Origin of the sequence: Rhodohalobacter halophilus (genome assembly GCF_001715195.1) — a bacterium.
GTDB classification, from domain to species: domain Bacteria; phylum Bacteroidota; class Rhodothermia; order Balneolales; family Balneolaceae; genus Rhodohalobacter; species Rhodohalobacter halophilus.
The window spans coordinates 1-1,241 of sequence record NZ_MDWE01000076.1 but is presented as its reverse complement, the minus strand read 5'-3'; the positions used below and the strand labels follow the sequence as shown (position 1 = coordinate 1,241).

Annotated in this window: 2 protein-coding genes; both read left to right on the top strand. The window is 41.6% G+C overall.

Going from position 1 to position 1,241, the window contains the following annotated elements; all coding sequences use genetic code 11:
• Positions 1 to 386 precede the first annotated feature (386 nt).
• On the top strand, positions 387 to 584 hold the full coding sequence (locus BG260_RS13725; RefSeq protein WP_069133527.1) for a type II toxin-antitoxin system VapB family antitoxin: 198 nt from the start codon (positions 387 to 389) through the stop codon (positions 582 to 584).
• Positions 581 to 976: a type II toxin-antitoxin system VapC family toxin gene (gene vapC / locus BG260_RS13720; protein ID WP_069133526.1), complete on the top strand. Its 396-nt coding sequence runs from the start codon at positions 581 to 583 to the stop codon at positions 974 to 976. The genes BG260_RS13725 and vapC overlap by 4 nt, the downstream gene beginning before the upstream one ends.
• The last annotated feature ends 265 nt before the right edge of the window (positions 977 to 1,241 follow it).

Genomic DNA, 1,241 nt, shown 5'->3' with positions numbered 1-1,241 from the left:
GTTCCCGTTGATTTCTCAAGGCCGAAGGGGATTCAGTTTACAGTTTGTCAGTGGCAAGAGTGATCAGTTAGCAGGTTGGCAGAAACATGGATAACGGGTCAATAAAATTCGTCTGACGGATTCGAGCCGTCTGACGAGAGGTTTGTACAGCTCACCGTATAGAAATACCCTGTTTTGTTGGAGCCCAGACCCGACAGGTTTTGGAAACCTGTCGGGTCTCCGTCATTATCATCCTTCTGACCGCTTGGAGCGTTCGGCTTACGAGGGGATTGTGTAAACCACTCATCGTTCACTTTCAGTACAGGATAGTGTACAATTATTTTTGGTGTTTAGCTGTTATGTGTATAGATTGATAAATAATACACATTAACTGAACCTTTAAAATTATGCGAACGAATGTAGTGATCGATGACGATTTGATGGATGAAGCCTTGAAGGTGAGTCAATTAAAAACAAAAAGAGAGGCCGTGGAGGAGGGGTTGAAATTGTTAGTCCAACAGAAAAAACAAGAAAGTATCAAAAACTTGCGTGGAAAATTACACTGGAAAGGCGATTTAGAGGATATGAGGAGTGATCAGAAGTGATATTAGTAGATACAAGCGTGTGGATTGATTATTTCAACGGTGTAGAGAATAGACAGACTGAAAATCTTGACTTTATTCTTTCAGAACGAACGGTTCTTGTTGGAGATATTATCCTCACAGAGATTTTGCAAGGTTTTGATCGTGACAATGAGTTTAGATTAGCCAAGCAAGCTCTGGATTCATTAGAATGTGTTCATCTCGGAGGAAAATCATTAGCAATGAAAGCGGCATCTAATTTTCGTTTTCTTAGATCAAAAGGCATAACCATTCGCAAAACTGTAGATATGCTCATCGGTAGTTGGTGTATCGAATATGAAGTGGATCTGCTACACAATGATAAAGATTTTGACCGGATAGCAACTCAACTGCCATTGCAGATCTACACATTTTAATGGTATACACCTAACATATTCTCTTGTATTCTGCCATTCTCACCGCATAGAAATACCCTGTTTTGTTGGAGCCCAGACCCGACAGGTTTTGGAAACCTGTCGGGTCTTCGTCATTATCATCCGTCTGAAGAGGGGTTTCGTTTATACTGTACTACGGTATGGAGTTTTCTCGACTCTCCGCCGGCCGGCGGATCGCTCGAAATGACAGGGTATGGTGTTGCACAGATCGTATTTCAAACGGTATTCTATGTTACTTTTGGCCTGT